Source organism: Halorubrum ejinorense (assembly GCF_055389685.1).
In genome coordinates this window covers 1,095,951-1,114,399 of the sequence record NZ_AP043777.1, presented here as the reverse complement: position 1 = coordinate 1,114,399, position 18,449 = coordinate 1,095,951, and the positions used below count along the sequence as shown (strand labels likewise).

The 18,449-nt window shown below is 68.1% G+C and carries 19 protein-coding genes; 7 read left to right on the top strand and 12 right to left on the bottom strand.

Annotated features, from left to right (window positions below; genetic code table 11):
- Nucleotides 1–12 precede the first annotated feature (12 nt).
- Nucleotides 13–1,398, bottom strand: a complete 1,386-nt coding sequence (locus ACZ5KW_RS06625; protein ID WP_371152549.1) for a cation:proton antiporter regulatory subunit — start codon at nt 1,396–1,398, stop codon at nt 13–15.
- On the bottom strand, nt 1,395–2,660 hold the full coding sequence (locus tag ACZ5KW_RS06620; protein ID WP_343778698.1) for a potassium channel family protein: 1,266 nt from the start codon (nt 2,658–2,660) through the stop codon (nt 1,395–1,397). The genes ACZ5KW_RS06625 and ACZ5KW_RS06620 overlap by 4 nt, the downstream gene beginning before the upstream one ends.
- Before the next feature lie 134 nt (nt 2,661–2,794).
- Here ACZ5KW_RS06620 and ACZ5KW_RS06615 point away from each other — a divergent pair, with 134 nt between their 5' ends.
- A complete protein-coding gene (locus ACZ5KW_RS06615; RefSeq protein ID WP_343778699.1) occupies nt 2,795–3,961 on the top strand; it encodes an NAD-binding protein in 1,167 nt (388 codons plus the stop codon).
- Between the two features lie 54 nt (nt 3,962–4,015).
- On the opposite strand, the gene ACZ5KW_RS06610 is transcribed toward ACZ5KW_RS06615, so the two are convergent.
- The 6 genes from ACZ5KW_RS06610 to sdhC form a co-directional block, all read right to left on the bottom strand.
- On the bottom strand, nt 4,016–4,651 hold the full coding sequence (locus ACZ5KW_RS06610) for a uracil-DNA glycosylase (RefSeq protein WP_343778701.1): 636 nt from the start codon (nt 4,649–4,651) through the stop codon (nt 4,016–4,018).
- Nucleotides 4,652–4,727: 76 nt separating this feature from the next.
- The gene (locus tag ACZ5KW_RS06605; RefSeq protein WP_343778702.1) at nt 4,728–4,955 is read right to left on the bottom strand and encodes a helix-turn-helix domain-containing protein; all 228 of its coding nucleotides are present in this window, start codon (nt 4,953–4,955) and stop codon (nt 4,728–4,730) included.
- Between the two features lie 268 nt (nt 4,956–5,223).
- Nucleotides 5,224–7,053: an FAD-binding protein gene (locus ACZ5KW_RS06600; protein WP_343778705.1), complete on the bottom strand. Its 1,830-nt coding sequence runs from the start codon at nt 7,051–7,053 to the stop codon at nt 5,224–5,226.
- A gap of 53 nt (nt 7,054–7,106) precedes the next feature.
- Complete coding sequence (locus tag ACZ5KW_RS06595; RefSeq protein WP_343778707.1) at nt 7,107–7,997, bottom strand: succinate dehydrogenase/fumarate reductase iron-sulfur subunit; 891 nt, start codon at nt 7,995–7,997, stop codon at nt 7,107–7,109.
- A 7-nt stretch (nt 7,998–8,004) separates the two neighbouring features.
- Nucleotides 8,005–8,376 carry a succinate dehydrogenase/fumarate reductase transmembrane subunit gene (locus tag ACZ5KW_RS06590; RefSeq protein WP_343778708.1) on the bottom strand — a complete coding sequence of 124 codons (372 nt, stop codon included), beginning with the start codon at nt 8,374–8,376 and terminating at the stop codon, nt 8,005–8,007.
- A 1-nt stretch (nt 8,377) separates the two neighbouring features.
- On the bottom strand, nt 8,378–8,803 hold the full coding sequence (gene sdhC / locus ACZ5KW_RS06585) for a succinate dehydrogenase, cytochrome b556 subunit (RefSeq protein ID WP_343778709.1): 426 nt from the start codon (nt 8,801–8,803) through the stop codon (nt 8,378–8,380).
- A gap of 274 nt (nt 8,804–9,077) precedes the next feature.
- Here sdhC and ACZ5KW_RS06580 point away from each other — a divergent pair, with 274 nt between their 5' ends.
- The 3 genes from ACZ5KW_RS06580 to ACZ5KW_RS06570 all read left to right on the top strand — a co-directional run bounded on the left by ACZ5KW_RS06580 (nt 9,078) and on the right by ACZ5KW_RS06570 (nt 11,492).
- Nucleotides 9,078–9,272 carry a cold-shock protein gene (locus tag ACZ5KW_RS06580; protein WP_004596869.1) on the top strand — a complete coding sequence of 65 codons (195 nt, stop codon included), beginning with the start codon at nt 9,078–9,080 and terminating at the stop codon, nt 9,270–9,272.
- Between the two features lie 157 nt (nt 9,273–9,429).
- Nucleotides 9,430–10,119: a TetR/AcrR family transcriptional regulator gene (locus ACZ5KW_RS06575; protein ID WP_343778711.1), complete on the top strand. Its 690-nt coding sequence runs from the start codon at nt 9,430–9,432 to the stop codon at nt 10,117–10,119.
- A complete protein-coding gene (locus ACZ5KW_RS06570) occupies nt 10,116–11,492 on the top strand; it encodes an MFS transporter (protein WP_343778713.1) in 1,377 nt (458 codons plus the stop codon). The genes ACZ5KW_RS06575 and ACZ5KW_RS06570 overlap by 4 nt, the downstream gene beginning before the upstream one ends.
- A 430-nt stretch (nt 11,493–11,922) precedes the next feature.
- Here the strand turns inward: ACZ5KW_RS06570 and ACZ5KW_RS06565 are convergent, their stop codons facing one another.
- Nucleotides 11,923–13,035, bottom strand: coding sequence for a transposase (locus ACZ5KW_RS06565; protein ID WP_343778715.1), 1,113 nt, complete (start codon nt 13,033–13,035; stop codon nt 11,923–11,925).
- 450 nt (nt 13,036–13,485) lie between these two features.
- Here ACZ5KW_RS06565 and ACZ5KW_RS06560 point away from each other — a divergent pair, with 450 nt between their 5' ends.
- The gene (locus ACZ5KW_RS06560) at nt 13,486–13,962 is read left to right on the top strand and encodes a 50S ribosomal protein L11 (RefSeq protein WP_343778717.1); all 477 of its coding nucleotides are present in this window, start codon (nt 13,486–13,488) and stop codon (nt 13,960–13,962) included.
- 194 nt (nt 13,963–14,156) lie between these two features.
- Here the strand turns inward: ACZ5KW_RS06560 and ACZ5KW_RS06555 are convergent, their stop codons facing one another.
- Nucleotides 14,157–14,876 carry a DUF4013 domain-containing protein gene (locus ACZ5KW_RS06555; RefSeq protein WP_343778719.1) on the bottom strand — a complete coding sequence of 240 codons (720 nt, stop codon included), beginning with the start codon at nt 14,874–14,876 and terminating at the stop codon, nt 14,157–14,159.
- Nucleotides 14,877–15,034: 158 nt separating this feature from the next.
- On the opposite strand from ACZ5KW_RS06555, the gene ACZ5KW_RS06550 reads away from it, so the two are divergent.
- The gene (locus ACZ5KW_RS06550; protein WP_343778720.1) at nt 15,035–15,322 is read left to right on the top strand and encodes a transcriptional regulator; all 288 of its coding nucleotides are present in this window, start codon (nt 15,035–15,037) and stop codon (nt 15,320–15,322) included.
- Nucleotides 15,323–15,348: 26 nt separating this feature from the next.
- Here the strand turns inward: ACZ5KW_RS06550 and ACZ5KW_RS06545 are convergent, their stop codons facing one another.
- Nucleotides 15,349–15,810 carry a universal stress protein gene (locus ACZ5KW_RS06545; protein WP_343778722.1) on the bottom strand — a complete coding sequence of 154 codons (462 nt, stop codon included), beginning with the start codon at nt 15,808–15,810 and terminating at the stop codon, nt 15,349–15,351.
- A 134-nt stretch (nt 15,811–15,944) separates the two neighbouring features.
- Here ACZ5KW_RS06545 and ACZ5KW_RS06540 point away from each other — a divergent pair, with 134 nt between their 5' ends.
- Nucleotides 15,945–16,352, top strand: coding sequence for an RDD family protein (locus ACZ5KW_RS06540; protein ID WP_371152566.1), 408 nt, complete (start codon nt 15,945–15,947; stop codon nt 16,350–16,352).
- A 55-nt stretch (nt 16,353–16,407) separates the two neighbouring features.
- On the opposite strand, the gene ACZ5KW_RS06535 is transcribed toward ACZ5KW_RS06540, so the two are convergent.
- Entirely contained in the window at nt 16,408–18,360 is a 1,953-nt protein-coding gene (locus ACZ5KW_RS06535) for an ATP-binding protein (protein WP_343778723.1), read from the bottom strand.
- Nucleotides 18,361–18,449: the final 89 nt, after the last annotated feature.

The following is an 18,449-nucleotide window of genomic DNA, read 5'->3' as shown; positions in this document are numbered from 1 at the left end:
GGCGGGGACGGCTCAAGAGCGTTGCGTCCCGTCGGAGTCGGCCGCGGACTCGACCGGGCCGTCTGCGTGGTCGCCGGACGCGGAGTCGCCGTCTCCGAGGCCACCACCGGAGTCGGCGAGACCGTCGAGGTCGGCGACCTCGTCCAAGTCGCCGAGGTCGCCGGCGTCGGTCTCTTCGTCCCCGTCTTCGGTGACCCCGGCGGAGGCGGCCTCGAACCGCCGGATCGCGTCCGGGCGGCCGACGAGGTACACGAGGTCGCCGGCGGCGAAGGCGTACGCGCGCCGCGGGATCGGCTGGACGGGCCCGTCGACCGGGCGGACCGCGGCGACGACGGTGTCGACCTCGCCGACGGTGCTCCCTTCGAGGTCGCTGCCCGCCTCGACGGTGAGCGAGGCCATCGTCTCGTCCGCGTTCCGCAGCAGCGAGGCGAACTCGCGGTCGGCCTGCGGCTCCGCCGGGAGGGTCACGAGCCGGTAGCCGCCCTCTTCGGTCAGCCGTTCGGCGTCGGACTCGTCGAGCGCGACGGTGACGGCGTCGTCCGCGACGCCGCGGAGTTCGCCGGTGGCGACCCGCTTCGGCTCCGGGTCGTCGCGCCACAGTTGGACCGTGTCCCCGGCGGTCGCGTTGTTCGGCGGGTCGGCCGTCACCGCGACCGCCGCGGATCCGGGCGCGAGCGTCGGGCCGAGGCCGGCGGCGCGGGAGCCGACCGCGAAGTACTCGATCGCGCCGTCGGCGTCGAGGTCCACGTCGACGTAGCCGATGCCGTACTCCTCTTTGATCCGCGAGACGAGGCGCTCGCGGAGCTCCGCCGGCGACAGCTTCCGCGAGAAGAGCATGGTCGTGTCGGCGAGTTCGGTCTTGTTATCCGGTGAAACCGGGTCGTACGTGTCCATGTCCTCGATCTCGTCGGCCGACGGGAGCGTCACCGCGGTGAAGCGGCCGACCGCGCGCAAGACGCCGCTGAGTTCGCCTTCGAGCTGTTTGGCACCCGAGAGGGCGAACACGTCGACCGCGAGCCGGTCGCCCGCGTATCGCCCGACCGGAGCCATCACCACCGCCACGCCGAGAGAGACGAGGTTGAACAGCACGCTCTCGGGCGCCAGGAGTGCCGGGTTGTCGCCCACCGCGACCGACCCCAGCGAGGTCGTGTTGAGGTACAAGGCGACGACGGAGATGCCGAGTAGTCCGGTCACGCCCTCTGGGATCTCCGACCGGAAGTACCAGCGGTAGGTCAGCGCCGCGCTCCCCGCGACGACCGCGGCGACGACGGCGAACGTGACGAGGGTGACCGCCGCCTGTCGCGGCCGGGCGAAGCCGACCTCGACGGCGGCCGCGGCCGCGACGGCGACGCCCGCGCCCGCCTCGCCACCGATGAGGGTGGTGAGTGGGGGGATCACGCCGCGACCTCCGCGAACCGGTCCAGCGCGTCGCGACTCCCGACGACGAACAGGTCGTCGCCGGCCGACAGGGACTGCTCCCCTCCCGGTGCGATCGTCCACGACTCGTGCCGCGCGGCGAGGACGGCCACGTCGTACGCCTCCCGGACCTCGGCCTCGCCGATAGTGTGCCCGTCGAGTGGGCCGCCGGCGGCCACCGAGACCTTCCGGAAGCGCTTCCCGGTCCGCCGCAGCAGGGCCGTGAGTTCGTACTCGCGACGGGTGCCGCGCGACAGGACCAGCACGCGGCCGCGGTCGACGCCGAGCAGCGCCGTCGCGTCCGAGCGGTCGACCGCGAGGGTGATCCGGCCTTCGCCGCCGGTCGTCGTGGGCGCGGTCGCGTCCGGAGGGGAGGCGACGGCGGGCGACCCCCCGTCAGTCCGCGCGTCGTCCGGGTTGGGGTCGTCCCCGCCGGCCGCACCGGACTCCGGCACCGCGGCGACTCCGGGCCCGGGCTTTCCGCTCGACCGAGCGGCGAGGACCGCTCCCTCGACGTCGAGGTCCGGGGTGATCACGCGGACCACGTCGCCCCGGGCGATCCCGGTTGGGACCAGCGCCGACACCGACACCGCACGCTTCCCGGCCGGCACCCGCTTCGAGAGCGCACCCGTGGGCGGCGCGGCGGACACCGTCGCGCGCGCCTGCTCGTCGATTCGGACCGCCACGTCGGCCAGGTCGAGCTCCGTCCGAAGTCGCTCCGCGAACCGGTCTTCCAGCTCCGCGAGCGGGATATCGGCCGGGAACGTCCACTCGCCGTCGAGGATCGCGCGGCGCGTGTCGGCCGGGAGCGGCGGGTACCCCTCCATGTCGTTCACCTCGCCGGCCACCTCGACCGAGACACGGCCGCGGCCGCCGACGAGTTCGATCACGTCCGTCGAGAGCGTCCGGTCGCGGAGCTGTTTGAGCGAGATGCGCTTGGGGACGCTGGCGCCGAGCCGGTCCCCCTGCGCGTGAGCGTACATCGAGAGCATCAACACCACGACGATCGCCGTGAGGATCGCCGGAGCGCGCTCCGACGAGCGGATCGTCTCGTCGTTGAGCGCGAGTAACCCCCCGTTGACACCCGCGATCGCGAGCGACAGGACGACCACCCCGAGCCCGGGGATCGTCACGTCGGTGACGTACTTGAACACGAACCCGAGGGTCCCGGCCACCAGCGCGGGAACGATGCCGGTGATGACCCCGAGGTAGACGCCGAAGACGATCTCGACGGGCAGCGACATACGCCCCTCAACCGGCGGCGCGGTTAAACGTGTACCGGGAACGGAAGCGGGGTCCCGGCCCGCATCGAGAGGCCCCGTGACGAGGACCGAGCCCGCCTCGCGGGGTTTAAGTTCGGTCTCGGCGACGCGGGGATATGGAGCTGACCCGGGACTGGGTGACCGTGCGGGCGTCGGTCGCGCTGACGTTCGCGGTCGCGGTGCTGTCGATCCTCGCCGGGCTCGCGCAGATCGGCGGTCTCGGTGTCGGCGGCCCCCTCGCTCCGTACGTGCCGGAGGTCGTTCGCCAGACCGTCGGGTTCACCGGGACGATAACGGGCTTCGCGATGTTCGGAAGCGGGTTCGCGCTCCGGAACGGCTACCGGGTCGGGTGGTACTCCACCGCGGTCCTGCTACCGCTGACGGCGCTTCAGGGACTGATGCAGGCGTCGGTGCTGTCTTTCCCCCTGGTGGCGCTGTCGGTCCTCTCCGTGCCGACGCTCGTGATCAACCGGGGGCGGTTCGACAGGAGCTACTCGCCGTCGCCGACGCAGCTCGCGGCGGCCGCCGCGCTGGTGACGGCCATCTCCTACGGGACGGTCGGCGCGTTCGCGCTCCGCGACCAGTTCAACGGCGTCGAGACCATCGTCGACGCGTTCTACTTCACCGTGGTCACCGCCTCCACGGTCGGCTACGGCGACATCAGCCCGGCGACCGACATCGCCCAGCTGTTCGCGCTCTCCTCGCTCGTGATGAACGTCGCCGCCTTCGCGGTGGCGCTCGGTGTCCTGCTGACTCCGGCCATCGAGGCGCAGCTCTCCAAAGCACTCGGGAAGATGACAGACAGACAGATAGACCTCCTCGACGACCACGTCCTCGTCTTAGGCTACGGGGACCTGACGGAACCGATACTCGAAGAACTCGCCGCCCGCGACGGCGTCGAGTACGCGGTGGTGACGACCGACGAGACCGCCGCCAGACGGCTCGCGGACCACGACGTTCCGGTTCATACCGCAGACCCCAGCGACGTGGAACCGCTGGAACGGGTCAACCTCGCCGGCGCCCGCGCGGTGGTCGCCGCGACCGACGACGACGCGCGGGACGCGCTGGCCATCCTCACCGCTCGACAGCTCAACCCGGAGGTTCGGATCGTCGCGGCCGTGACACAGCGGGAGAACGTCGACAAGCTCCGTCGCGCCGGCGCCGACCAGGTGATATCGCCCTCGACGCTCGGCGGGCACATCCTCGTCGACTGCGCGTTCGGCGCGGACAGCAAGGACGCGACCGAGGGGATCCTCGAAGACGTCGACCTCGACGACGACTGAGCCCCGCGAGGGATCGCTCCCGTGGCAGGCGCGACGGTCCCGACCGAGCCGTTCTCAGCGGCTCTGTCGGCCCTTCGTCTGGCGGTAGTCCCGGCTCAACACGTTCTCGCGCATGTGGTCGCGGAAGGCGTCGGCCTCGTCGTCGCTCATCTCGGCCGGCTCCCGCATCGGCACCAGCTCGAACCCGCGGCCGCGGATCGTCGTCGCGTGTTCGGCGTCGACTTCGAAGGAGTCGGGCCGCCGCGTCGTGTACTCGACCGCCAGCTCGCGGAGGGGTCGCTCCCCGACCGGCACGATGATCTGGGGGTTTATCATCCGGATCTCGGCGTTGAGGAACGGCTCGCAGGTCTCGGCCTCCCAGTCCGTCGGCCCGCGGTCGGGATGCCGACACCGCGTCAGGTTCGTGAAGAAGACGTTCTGTACGTCCGGCTCCGCGGCGTCCGGCTCCGAGCGGACGAAGCCGAGGTCGCCGAAGATCGACTGGACGCGCTCGCCGCCGCCCGGACCGGTGAAGGGGACGCCGTTGCGCTCTGCGGCCGCGGTCGGCGCCGTCCCGACCACGAGGAACTCCGCGCCGACGTCGCCGTAGCCGTGGACGACGCGGTCGCGGGCGGCGCACAGCTCGTCGCAGTTCTCGCAGTCGGGGTCCATCCCGAACGGGTTCTCGAACTCCGTCTGTTTCGCGTCCACGGTCGACGTGAGCGCCGCGCGCCCCTAAACGATCCGGCGTCGAGGGTGGCGGCGGGAAAAAGCGCGTCGAGACGAGTCAGTTGGGGACGTACGAGTCGCCGTCGCAGTCGACGAGCCCCTCCTTCCGGAGGGTCTTCAGGATGCTGTATAAGGAGAGCTTCTTCATGCCGAGCGACTCGCCCATCTCGGAGACCGTGGCGTCGCCGTTCGTGGTCAGGTAGAGGTACACCAGCTTCGCACGGGGCGACTGAAGCTCCGCGGGCAGCGCCGGGGCCGCCGCGGACGCGGTCTTCGTCTCGATCATCTTGTCTGATCCGTTGAGTTCGACGATAATAAACCCCCTATTCAACGTTCGTCGAAATACAGGAGAGTCGATTGAGAGCCCCAGATACGCCAGAAATACGGCAATGCGCAGATAAATCGTCAATCGACGAAGCGCGAGTCGACGAATACCGACGCCGAATGTCGACTGTCGACGGATAGGAAACCGTGAACGATCCGGATCGTTCAGGCGAAACCGCGGGCCCTCGATTCGGAGGACCGCACGCGCACGGACGGCCCGCGACGGCGGGTCAGTACGAGCGGCTCTTCGGCTCGTACGTCTTGTTTTCGCCCTCGAGGACGACCGGCTTGTACCACAGCTCCGGCTCGCCGTCGTTCCACGAGATGAGCGTGTGTTTCAGCCAGCTCTCGTCTTTCCGCTCCTGGTGTTCCTTGCGCCAGTGGGCGCCGCGGAACTCCTCGCGAGCGAGCGCGCCCATCGTCAGCGCCTCGGCGATGTCGAGGATGTTCCGCGTCTCCATCGTGTGGATCAGGTCGGTGTTGAACGTGCGCGAGGGGTCAGACACCGCGACGTCTTTGTACGCCTCGCGGGCGTCACGCAGGTCCGCGAGCGTCTCCTCCAGCCGGCCCTCCTCGCGGAACACGTTGACGTTGTCCGTCATCGTCTCCTGGACCGCGGAGCGGATCTCGGCGTGGTTGCGCCCCTTCCGGGAGAGCAGCTCGTCGACGCGCTCCTGTGCGCGGTCGACCGCGCCACCGACGACGCTCTCGGCGTCGGTCGCCACCGCGCCGCCGTCGGCCGCCGCGGGACCAGACCCGCCGGTCTCGCCGACCTCGACGCCGAACTCGTAGTCGGCCGGCTGCCAGTCGCCCGACCGGCCGGTCGTGACCTCGGCCTCGCCCATGTCCTCGCCGGCCGCGTGGCGACCGGCGCGCTTGCCGAAGACGATGAGTTCGGGCAGCGCGTTGCCCCCGAGGCGGTTCGCGCCGTGGACGGACGCGCAGGCGCACTCGCCGGCCGCGTACAGCCCGTCGATGGCGGTCTCCCCGTGCTCGTTCGTCTCGATGCCGCCCATCGCGTAGTGCTGGCCGGGCTTGACCGGCATCGGCTCCGTGAGCCCGTCGGCGCCCTCGAAGTCCTCCGCGAGGTGGAGAATGTTCTCCAAGCGGTCGAGGATGCGCTCCTCGCCGAGGTGGCGCATGTCGAGGTGGACGTACTCGTCCTCGATGCCGCGGCCCTCGTTGACTTCCGTCAGCTCGGCGCGGGAGACGACGTCGCGGGAGGCGAGCTCGCCGTCGTTGTTCGCGTAGCCGTGCTCGAACATGAACCGCTCGCCGTCCTTGTTGTAGAGGATACCGCCCTCGCCGCGGACGCCCTCCGAGATGAGGACCCCCGTCGACGGGAGCGTCGTCGGGTGGAACTGGATGAACTCCATGTCCTCCATCGGGACGCCGGCGCGGTACGCCATCGCGACCCCGTCGCCGGTGTTCGCCACCGCGTTCGTGGTGTGGTCGAACACCTGCCCCATCCCGCCCGTCGCGAGGATGACGCCGTTCTCGGCGCGGAAGCCGCTTATCTCGCCGCTCTGGATGTCGTAGGCGACGACGCCGTGACAGGTCCGCTCGGCGGGGTCGTCCTCGTCGGTGACGGCCAGATCCATCACGTGCCACTCGTCGTACACCGTGATCCCTCGTTTGACCACCTGCTCGTACATCGTGTGGAGCATCTGGTGGCCGGTCTCCGCGCCGGCGTACGTCGTGCGCGGGAACGAGAGGCCGCCGAACGGCCGCTGAGAGACGCGACCGTCGTCCTCGCGGGAGAACGGCATCCCCCAGTGTTCGAGGCGGATGACCTCCTCGGGGCTCTCCTTACAGAGGGCCTCGACGGCCGGGGCGTCGCCGAGGTAGTCGGACCCCTTCATCGTGTCGTACGCGTGGTCCTGCCAGGAGTCGGCGTCGCGCAGCGCCGCGTTGATACCGCCCTCTGCCGCGCCCGTGTGCGAGCGGACGGGATGGAGCTTCGAGACCATCGCCACGTCCGCGCCCGCTTCTTGTGCCGCGATCGCCGCCCGGAGTCCCGCCCCGCCGGCCCCGACGACGACGACGTCGTGTTCGTACATTGTTGGTATGTAATTTCGTAGGTTCTGGAGTCCCTTGATACTGTCTGTCGGGATTACCAGAATTTCAGGTTGTTCTTGACCGCTTCGCGTTTCAGCTCCTGGATGTGCTCGGTGAGGGGGATGTCCTTCGGACACACCTCCGTACAGGAGAACTGCGTCTGGCACCGCCAGACGCCGTGTTCCTGCTCGATTATCTCCAGCCGCTTCTGCTTGATGTCCTCGCCCTCGCGCTCGTCCATGGCGAACCGGTACGCCTTGTTGATCGCGGCGGGGCCGAGGTACTCGTTGTCGCCGGCGGCGATGTTACACGAGGACATACACGCGCCACACCAGATACACCGCGTGGACATCTTGATCTTCTCGCGGTTCTCGCGGTCCTGGCGCTGCTCTTCGAGTTCGCCGTCCGGGTACTCGTTGGTCTGGAAGTACGGCTCGACGGCCTCCATCTGCTCGTAGAAGTGCTCCATGTCGACGACGAGGTCCTTCGTCACTTCGGCGTGGGGGAGCGGCTCGACGCGGACCGGGTGTTCCAGCTCCGAGATCTGCGTCTTACACGCCAGCTTCTGCCCGCCGTTGACGAACATCGCGTCGGACCCGCACACCGCCTGCCGGCAGGAGTGGCGGAACGTGAGCGAGGAGTCGTACGTGTCCCGCGCGTACATCAGCGCGTCGAGGACGGTCATTCCCTTCGTGAACGGGACGTGGAAGGTGTCGAAGCGCGGCTCCTGTTTCCCCTCGACCTGCGGGTCGTAGCGGAACACCTTCAGCTCGACCGTGCTCTCGTCGGCGGCCGCCTTCTCGGCCTCCTCCTGTTGCCGCTGTTCGCGGCGGTCGGCCGCGCGGCGTCGCTTCTCGGCGCGGCGCTCGTCGCCCTTCGAGGCGGGCTCCGTCTCCGTCTCCGCCTCGGTCGATTCTTCGGTCTGCTTCGGAATTTGCGTGCTCATTGTCGGTTCAGTAGAGTCCGATACCCGCCCACGCGTTCGCGGTGCGGATTCCCTGGACGACCAAGACGACGCTCGCGGCGACGAGCGTCCACTTGATCACGGTGCGTTTCGTGCCGGTGAGCCCCTGGTTCACCAGGGCGTTGTAGACGCCGTTGACCCCGTGGAACGTCGCCGTCACGAGGAAGAGGATCATCAGCGAGTAGTAGCTCAGGTTCTCCATGCGGCCGGAGCTGGCGAGGAACGACACCTCGTCCGCGTGGTGGACGAAGTGGAGCAGGAAGAAGTGGAACGCCAGCACGACAAGCAGGAACGCCGCCGTGACCCGCTGAAGGAACCACATCCGGCCGCCCTGCTGGAACGAGGAGTAGCGTTCGGCCATCTCAGAACGCCCCCGCGAGGAACGTCGGGACGGACGCGACCGTGATCGCTCCGGTGAGGATCAGCGACGCGTAGAAGCTCTTGTCCTGTGCGTCCAGCCCGACGCCGAGGTCGGTGAGCAGGAGTCGGGTCCCGTTGAGCATGTGGAAGACGGCGACGGCCAGCAGCCCGACCTCCAAGATCCGAACGAGAAGCAGCCCCTCCAGCGAGACGATCGTCTGGGTGTACACGTCGTTGCCCGCGGCGATCGCCGCTTCGCCGGCACCGGCCGCCGGAATCCCCGTACTCAATACCGCGATGTGCGTGAACAGGTACCCGATGAGCACCCATCCCGTGAACTTGTGGAAGATCCAGGCCCACATCCCCGCCTCGAACTCCCGCCAACGGCCGAAGTCCTCGATGAGGCCTCGATTGTACGACTGACTCATACCTAACGGTTCTGAACCGGGGTCGTATAGTAGTTACTAACACGGCGGCCCTCGCTCCCACGGACGGGAACTCGCGGGTATCGCACCGCCGAGGCCACGGCCGACGGTACGGCCGATACCACGCGGCTCTTTCGCGTCGGTCTCTACTCAGTCTCCGGTCGGTTTCGCCCCGGTCTGTCCTCGATCTCAACTCCGCCTCACCCGTGATACGGAGCCGCACGCCCCGGACGGTCGCGGAAGCCTTATATGTCACAGCCCCGCTCTTTCGGACGCAATGGCGAAAGGCGAAGTCGATTTCTTCAACGACACTGGCGGCTACGGTTTCATTTCGACTGACGACGCGGACGAGGACGTCTTCTTCCACATGGAAGACGTCGGCGGTCCGGACCTCGAGGAGGGGCAGGAAGTCGAGTTCGACATCGAGGAGGCCGACAAGGGCCCCCGCGCGTCGAACGTCACCCGTCTGTAAGTCGACGACAACACCCGAGGCGAATCGGCTTTTCACTGTTTCTGCTCTCGTGAGCGACCGCTCCGAAGCGCGTTCCGCCGTCCGACGGCGGCCCGCGCCGGCCGCGATCGCTCCCGACCGATAGGGATTTACCGCCGGTTGACTGACCGGTCAGTCAATGAGCGACTCGCCGAGCGCGGCAGCGGAGATCATGGACGGGGTCTACAGCGCGCTCCGCGCCCACGGCTACGCCGACCTGACGATGCAGGACATCGCCGACGAGTGTTCGAAGAGCAAGTCGCTGCTCCACTACCACTACGACACGAAGGAGGACCTGCTCGTCGCCTTCCTCGATCACATCATCTCCGACTCGGAAGAGCGGATCGCGGCCCGCGCCGACGACCCGCCGGTCGAGCGGCTGGTCCAGTTCGTCGGGTGGTTCGTGTTCGCGCCCGACGAGCCCGACCGCGAGGCGTTCCACATCGCGCTGTTGGAACTGCGCACGCAGGGGCCGTTCAACGGGCGCATCCGCGAGCAGCTGGCGCGCAGCGACCGACTGCTCCGGGGGACCGTCGCCGACATCCTCGCCGACGGCATCGAGGCCGGCGTCTTCCGCGACGTCGACGTGGAGGAGACGGCGGCGCTGCTGGTGGCGACCCTCGACGGCGCGAGGACCCGCCAGATCACACTCGCCGGCGCCGAGCGGGACGGCGATAGCGAGGGGTACACCCGAGAAGTCGCCGAGGCCGCCCTCCGTCGGATCGTCGGGCCGCTGCTCACCGAGAAGGCCGAGCTGCCGCCGCTCGACGCCGCGATAGAGGCGCTCCGGCGCGAACACGACACGTCGGACGCCGACGGCGGCGAATGAGCCGCCTCGGGTTCGAGCGGCCGCCGCCGGTGTTGCTCGCGGTGATCGCGAGCACCTTCTTCGTCGGTTTCGGCGGCGGCGTCGTCTTCCCGATCCTCCCGAACCTGGGCGCGGTCCTCGGCATCTCGGCGTTCATGGTCGGCGTGATCCTCTCCGCGAACCGGTGGGTGCGGCTCGTCGCGAACGCGCCCGCCGGCGCGCTCGTCGACCGATACGGAACGCGCACGCCGTTCGTCGTCGGCCTGTTCGTCGAGGGGGTCGCCACGCTCGGCTACGTGGTCGCGCTCGTGATGCCGCCCGCCGAGACGCTTCGTCCGGTCGCGGCCGCACTGCCGACGCTGACCGTCGGTCCGGTGGTCGTCGGTACGGAGACGTGGTTCACCCCGCTCGCGGTGGCGGTCGCGCCCGAGACGTGGTTCCTCCTCGCGCGGGTCCTCTGGGGCTTCGGCTCCGCCGCGGTGTTCGCGACCGCCTACACGATCGCCGCCGACCTCTCCGACAGCGGTGACCGCGGGACGAACATGGGGATCGTCCGCGGCGGGATCACGATGGGGTTCCCGGCTGGCCTCGTCCTCGGCGGGGTCGTCTCGGCGGTCGCGGGCAACGTCGCGGCGTTCGTCGTCGCCGCCGCGTTCGCGCTCACCGCGAGCGTCGTGGCCTACCGGTTCGTCCCGGAGACGCACGTCACGACCGACCGCTCCGGGGAGTCGATCAAGCCGTGGGAGATAGACACCGCCGTCCCCGCCGTGACGGTCGGGCTGGTCAACTTCGGGCTGATGTTCGCGTACATCGGCGCGCTGTTCTCCACGCTCGTCTTATTCCTCGGGGCGAACGACATCTCGCTGTTCGATCTCGCGCCGCAGGGCACTTCGGGGCTGTTCATGGCCGGCACGGTGCTCTCGGCCGCGTTCTTCATGCTCGTCGGCGGGCGGATCTCCGACACCCGGAACTCGCGAACGCCGATACTGCTAACCTTCCTCGTGGTCTCGTTCGTCGGGTTCCTCCTCCTCGCTCGGGCCGGGTCAGTCGTCTCGCTCGGCCTCGCCTGCGTCTTCATCGGCGCGGGACAGGGCGGGACGAGCGGCCCGATGATGGCCCTCCTCGCGGACCTGACGCCCGACGAGCGGATGGGCCGCGCCTCGGGGACGAACAACGTCCTCGGCGACGTGGGCGGCGGGCTCGGCCCGATGGTGTCGCTCCCGCTGATCGAGGCGGTCGGGTTCACCCCGATCTACGCCGCCTGCGCTGCCCTGCCGCTGCTGGCCGGCTGCGTCCTCCTCCTCGGCGTCCGCCGGGAGACCGGGACGTTCCTCCCCGGCCGCGTCGCGGACGGGGCGGGCTCAAGTGACCCGTCGAGCGTGGTCGATTCGTAGTCGGCGGTACCTTCCGACCGCACGTCGCCACGTTTTATAAACGAAATAGGCGATGGCGCGTGCCTGCGAGCGGCCGCCCCCGGCGGCCGCGAAGCCAGCACGCGCGAGGGAGTCGGCCGACCGAAGGGAGGCCGACGAGGCTGGGGAGGCGTGAGGCGCAGTTGCTGTGCGGGGCGGGACTCAAAGGGGCAGCCGCGAGGGCGAAGCACGGCGCATTGACATCCTCCCCGCGCTAAACAGTAGTTGCCGAATCAAATCCGATCCGTACCAACCAAGCTGTTGAGCTCAGTGAATCTCAAGATCGCGGTGAATTTCGCTGTGACAGACTCATTGAGAGAGCGAGGGAACGCCGCATCAGCGGCGTTCCCGAGCGATGCCTCTCCGCGATGAGGCGTACTCACCGGTCATCCCGGTCGAATCCGAGCGTGACTCAGCCATAATCTGTCGAGAAAATGAGTCTACGAAAGATTCGTGTTGAGATCTGCGGTGTCTGTGGACCTGTTCTCGGTGCGGCTAAGACGTTGGCTAACACCCAGAGATTGTACAGTGACACCGCGAACAGAAAGTAGAACAACCTCACTGAGAATGTCGGCGACGACGTTCTCGGAAGAAAATCACCGATCTGCCGATATGACGTTTCGATTCCCCAGCGGCGGCGAAACGCCGCCGCGTACGCTTTTGCTGTCGACTGATCTACGTCCAAACTCGTCACGAACCAGACGTGCTCGTCTTCGCTTGTGCGGTGCGGAACCGCGAAGACTGTAACATCTACCGACGCTGTTGGTTTGCGCTTTCGCTGCATCGTATACTCGTCAGCAACCGTCTCAGCGCCGGCGCTGAGACGGTCTCTCATTCCACTACTCGGCCGCGCACGCACGATATAATCGACATCCTGCTGTTCTAACTCCGCGACGACGTGAACTTGGTAGAATCCACGATCGAGGTAGACGTGTCGAATGGAGACGTACTGTTTGGCTGTCTCGAGCAAGGAGCGAACGGCTTCGCGCTTGGCGCGAAAGCCGTTCGCGTCCATCGGGACCACCGCAAGCGTAAATCGCGTGCGAGGAGCGACGATACACAGTGTTGCGAAGCAAAACACTTTGTTCGTTCCGAGATCGGGATACGTGGTTAGGACGTGGTCTGTGTCGGCAGAGCCATAGAAGCGCCACTCGTGGAGATCGATGGCAACATCGACGAACGCAGGAAGTCGGCGCTGAGACCGGAGGACTTCGAACACTCGATCTCGGACGCCATCGAACTGGCCGGTGATGGCGTCTGGTGAGAGATTACGCAAGTGATACAGCAGCGATTTAGCGAGTGAATTTCGAGCCGTAGCGGTGATATCGACGTGCTCGTCACGATCAAGTTGGAGCGTTTTCCCACCCGTATTTGCGAACTCCTGATCAAAAGCGATCCGAGAGAGGATTTCCTGGAAATCCTCTCTCGTGTACTTCCCACACGGTTTCACGCCGAGTTCGAGCTCTGGAAACAGCACCGTCGACGCAGCACGGCAAACCTGTTTCGCCTCAGCTGTCTGGATCATCTGTTGACCAACACAGCCCAGCGTGAAGAGCCTCAGTCAGGTTCGGCAACTACTGTGAAGAGCGAGGCTTTCGCCTCGAATTTTCCGTAAGTACCGCAGCGAGGGAGCGACAGTGACCGAGCGAGGAACGCAGCAAGCCGCGCGAGCCGTCGCGGCTGGGGCTTTGGCGGTGTTCGCCGCCGATCCGCAGTCAGTCATTTATAAATGAGCGGCTGGGGCTTTGGCGGTGTTCGCCGCCGATCAGCGATAAGTCGTTTACAATCGAGCGGTTGGTGGTTCGCTAGCGTTCCACGCGATATCGCACGGTCATTTCTAAACACACACTGAACAGACGCGCCGCGTCGAACGAGTGGTTCACCGGCATGTAAGCCACTCGTAAGGTGTGCGAACCGCTGACTCCCGCTGCCCGAAAGAACAACGGTTAAAAGTCGCCGCCGGGTTCGTACGGACATGGCTGGAACTATCGAAGCGCTCGTCCCCGGCGGGCAGGCCAACCCTGGCCCGCCGCTCGGTCCCGAGCTCGGGCCGACGCCGGTAGACGTTCAGGACGTCGTCGCGGAGATCAACGACGAGACCGCCGCCTTCGACGGCATGGAGGTGCCCGTCACCGTCGAGTACGACGACGACGGCTCCTTCACCATCGAGGTCGGCGTGCCGCCCACCGCGGAGCTCATCAAGGACGAGGCCGGGTTCGACACCGGCTCCGGCGAGCCCCAGGAGGACTTCGTCGCCGACATGTCCATCGAGCAGGTGCGGAAGGTCGCCGAGCAGAAGTCGAGCGACCTGCTCGCGTACGACACGAAGGCCGCCGCCAAGGAGGTCGGCGGCACCTGCGCCTCCCTCGGCGTCACCATCGAGGGCGAGGACGCCCGGACGTTCGACGACCGCGTCGACGCCGGCGAGTACGACGACGTTCTCGACGAGTAACGTCCCTTTTCGCGTCTTTCGGCGGTTTTGCGTTGGTATTCGTCGGTAGAGCTACGTCAGACGCGGTTTCGGTCGGGACAGGTCTATCGTGTCATCGCGAGCGGCAACAGCGGGTCCTCCGGTGAGAAACCGGCGTTCGAGTGTGTATGAGAAAAACGGAGTTCAACGAGAGCCGGCAGCTTCGGTTCCGCCGGTCACACGGCCGGGCGTTCGGACGGCTCCGACTCGGACGTCCGCTCCGTGACCGGTCGCACGTCGGCCCACGTCCAGCCGAGGATCGCGGCCGCGGCGACGAGCGCGTAGAACTGGACGAACACGCCCGCGATCGTTCCGAGGACCGGGACGACCGAGAGCACGCCCACCGCGAGCGCGCCGGCGAGGGTGACGACGGCGGCCGTCAGCCAGCCGGTCGCGTACGCCCGCTTCGAGACGACGCCCCAGAGCGTGCCGAGCGCGAAGCCGTCGCCGACTTTTCCGGAATCGGCGACCGCCGCGATCGCCGCGGGCGTGACGTAGAGCCCGACGAGCGAGACGAGGAGAGCGAGGAGCCCGCCGACGAGGACGATCAGTCCGACCGCGACCGTCCCGGCGCCGACGGACTCGCCGCCCGGCACCACGACGAACGCGCCGAGACTGAGCGCCCCGGCGCCGACGACGATCGCCAGGGGCAGAAGCGAGTAGACGAACGTGACGGCGAACGCCTTCAGCCCGTCGACGAGGAGCTCCCCCCACGCGTCGAAGACCGGCGGCTCGTCGTCGCCGTCGGCGGTCCGTCGGAGGACGCGAACGACGTAGCCGAGCACGGCGAACGCCGGGATCAACAGCGGGCTCGCGAGGAGTAGGACGCCGCCGATCAGGACGGTGACGAGGGCGTCGTCGCCGTCGCGCAGGTAGTTGAGAGACGCTTCTATCATGGTGTATCCCATGTACTGACGCGTCGTGAGCTATTAAACTAGTACGGCGAGCGATGCAGTGAGAGCCGCGAGTGGCTCCAGACGAACCGACGGGCGGCGTCGGACCTTCCCGCGGGCGGAGCCGGCCACTTATGTCTGAACCGAATCGATACGTGGATATGCCCGACCTCAACCCCGTCGCCAAGCGGATCCACAACGTTCAGCCCCGGCCGGTGCGGCTCGAACTCGACTCCGGCGAGACCGGAGTCTTCGAGTTCTCGTCGACGGAGTTCTTCCAGCGGGAGTTCCGCGGCGAGGGCGTCCGGACCGACGCCGACGGCGACGCCGACTTCCGACTGATCAGCTCGGAGGACTACGAGCGGATCCTGCTCGGCCGGTCCGGTCCCGACGAGGAGGGGTGGTCGATGGTCGCCGAGGTGATCGCGGCCGAGCGGGTCGAGGAGTAACGGCGCGCTCGCGGCCGGAGTTCGGGTCAGCGAACGACCGTCACCGGCATCTCGGCTCGGCGGACGACCCCCTCCGCGACGCTACCGAGGAGGACCCGAGAGAGCCCCGTCCGGCCGCGGCTCCCGACGACGACGTGATCGAACGGGTTCGGGTCGGCGTCAGCCTCGTCGTCGGCAGTCGGCTCCGCCTCGCCCGCGGCGACGGAGAGGATGGTCGACGTGGGGCGACCGACCTCCATTCTGGTGTCGATGTCACGGCCGGCCGACTCGGCCGCCTGCCGAAGGACGCGCTCGCCGCGGGCGGTGGCGCTCTCGTACCACTGGTCGCCCGCGCCGGGGAACCCGCCCTCCGCGCCGGTCGCCGAGTCCGCCGGGTTGACCACGTACAGGGCCGTCAGGTCGGCGTCGGGCCACTCCGTGGCGGCGAACGAGAGGGCTTCGGCGGCCTCCTCCGATCCGTCGACCGCGACGAGAATGCGTTTGGCCATACGCGGCGGTTCGCCCGCTCCGGATAAAAAGGGCGGCGGCGACTCCGAAGCGACGGCAATCCGACTCGGAAAACGGGGGAGATGGGATCACGCGGGGTCAGAAAACACTTGACTCCGGGGCCGCGAGCATCGGTATGACCTCCTTCGCGCGGTCGCAGCTGGCGTCGGTCACCGCCCGCGGCGGCGCGTGGCTCGTCGACATCGTGGCGAGCCTCGTCGCCGCCACCGCGGTTTCCGGGGTGGTCGGCGTTGCCTCGGACGGACTCGCCGGTCTCGCCTTCCTTCTCGTCTTCGTGGGGTGGTACGTCGTCTCGGAGGCCGTCTGGGGCCGGACACCGGGGAAGGCGTTCGCCGGTATCAGGGTCGTCGACGAGGACGGGGACGAGATCGGCGCCCGCGCCGCCGTCTTGCGGAACGTCACCAAGATCATCGGCGGGGCCTCGCTCCTGTTGATCCTCGCGGGCGTCGTGTCCATCGCCGACTCGCGTGAGAACCAGCGGCTCGGCGATCGGTTCGCGGGGACGCTGGTCGTGCGAGTCTGAGCCGACTGCTCGAAGCGGGCACCTGCGGTACGGGGCTGGGGGCCGAGCGGGCGCCTCAGTCGTGTCGCGTCACGCACTCGGAGAGGCCGATCAGCTCGACGGGCTCGGAGTTGTCCGGCGAGTAGACGACCATCTGCCCCTTCTCCATGTACGGCACCTTCCCGGCGAGGTTCGAGGGGATGTTGACGCTGTGTATCGCGTCCTCGTCGCCGAGGTTCAAGACGACCTTCGTGTTCACCTGCTTGAACACGGAGTCGGCCACGTCTTGAGGGTCCTGCGTGATGAGGAACAGGCCCAGCCGCTCCTTGCGGCCCTGCTTCGCCGCCTCCGTGAACTTCTGAACCACCTTCTGTGCCTGGACGTTGTCGGCGTCGGCGAGGAAGTTGTGCGCCTCGTCCATCCCGACCAGCAGCGGCGTCTCCTTGATCCGGTCGCTCGCCGGGTCGTTCGACAGTTTGTCGTCGACCAGCAGCCCCGCGACCGCGAGGACGACGATCTCCTTCTGCCGCGACGTGGGCAGGTGGTAGGTGGGAACGACGGAGAGCCCACCGGGACGCACGAGGGTGTGATCGAGCTCCGTGATCGGCTTCGCGTCCTGGTCGAAGACGCCGCTCGGGACCCCGCGGACCCGCCGCTTGACGGCGTCGAACGTCGCCTCGTGGATCCGCCCGCTCTCGTGGAGCTCCTCTTTGAGCGCCGGGTCGTCGAGGTACGAGAGGAACTGACTGTAGGTCCCCTCGTCGCCGTAGTCGTCGAAGAACCTGTTCAGAAGCGTCAGGAGCGCGGGGTACTGGTTGTCGTTGAGCCCCGACCCGGCGACGAGCCACGGCATGTCGTCCGCCAGCGAGAAGGGGATCGTGAACTCCACGCGCTCGGCGCGGTGGCCCTCGCCGGGATACGTCGCGTTCGCGACCCGCGGCACGAGCGCGACGGTGTCGTCGTGGCCCCCGTGGGCGATCCCCTCGCGCTCCAAGCGCCGGGCGAACGCGTCGTCGAGGTCCGGGTTGTCGTCGTGCATCTGCGCGTACTCGTCCTGCGGGTCGAACTGGACGACCGCCATGCGCGACTCGCGGCCGTCGCCCATGGGGTAGGTCCGGTCCGAATCGAGGTACTGCCGGAGAACGTTCTTCGAGGCGTGGGTCTTCCCCGACCCGGTGCCGCCGGCGACGAGCGTGTGGCGGAAGGTCAGCGGGTCGCCGTCGGCGTAGTCGTCCTTCACCCGGTAGTCGACCGTGGGGGGTTCGGCCGCGGTCCGGACCTTCTCGCCGCCGACCGAGAGGTGACCGAGAAAGACGCCGTCGTCGGGGATCTTCAGCCCCGTCTTGATCTCGGCGTCGTCGGCCGCCTCCTCGACGACGGCGCCGGGTTTCGGCACCCGGTCCGTCATTCGGCGTTTCATCTCGTCGCCCTCGCCGTACACCACCGACATCGGCTCCAAGTCGGCGACGAACTTGTAGTCGCGCTCGGCGAAGTCGTCGCGGCGCATCTGCCGACGGGCGTGGATCTCCGTCGCGTCGTCCGACTGGAACTCCTGGGCGTACTCCAACCCCGTTATCCGACAGAAGAGGCGCTCCCCGTCCGGGTACGGGATCAGGAGGTACTTCCCGAGTCGCACGGACTCGCGGTTGCCGGTCGTGACGAACGCCTTCAGCGACGTCTCGTCCTCCTCCTCGGCGACGCGCAGCCCCTGCGAGACGGAGACGACCCCGAGCCCCGCGTCGCTCCCCGCCGGCGTGGCGTCGTACGCGGCGAACGCCTCGTCCGCGGGCTGGTCGCCCGCGTCGGGGCCAGTTCCGTCCGACGGCGGCGCGTTCGCCGGGGCGTCGTCGGCAGGCGCGTCGGTGGCCGGAGCGTCGTCGGTTCGGGACGCGCCGCCCGCCGCGTCGGTCGCACTCCCGCCGTCGGCCGCGGAGTCTGCCCCGCTCTCGCCGTCGGCCGCGGAGTCGGCGTCGCTCGGCGGGTCACCGTCGCCGTCACCGGTGTACTCGGTGAAGTCCTCCAGCGTCATGGCGTACTCACCGGTCGCCGGGCCGAAAGCGTTTGCCCTCGGAGCGCGGAGCGGGCGTCCTTCGTTCCCGGTCACGGGGCGCTTATCCC